We start from the raw sequence: 212 nt of genomic DNA, 5'->3' as shown, positions 1-212 counted from the left end.
ACGCTTTCAATAAAACAGATGAAGAAGCGTGCAATTGGGTTTTTCTTTCCGCCATGATTGCTCTTAAAGACAGAGCGATAAAAGAGGGTGGAAATGCAGTAGTTAATATCAAATCAAATTACAAAAACAACCTCACTTCAAGCAACGATACTTTTCAATGTGGTGCTGGAGCCGTAATGGCTGGAGTTGCATTGAGTGGTGAAGTTGTGAAG

Annotated in this window: 1 pseudogene; it reads left to right on the top strand. The window is 40.1% G+C overall.

Annotated features, from left to right (window positions below):
• A pseudogene (locus tag EXZ60_RS19200) lies at nucleotides 1-212 on the top strand (excinuclease); the annotation flags it as partial.

Source organism: Vibrio sp. 1151_11 (assembly GCF_029478525.1).
Lineage (GTDB): Bacteria > Pseudomonadota > Gammaproteobacteria > Enterobacterales > Vibrionaceae > Vibrio > Vibrio anguillarum.
This window is presented reverse-complemented; position numbering and strand designations above follow the sequence as displayed.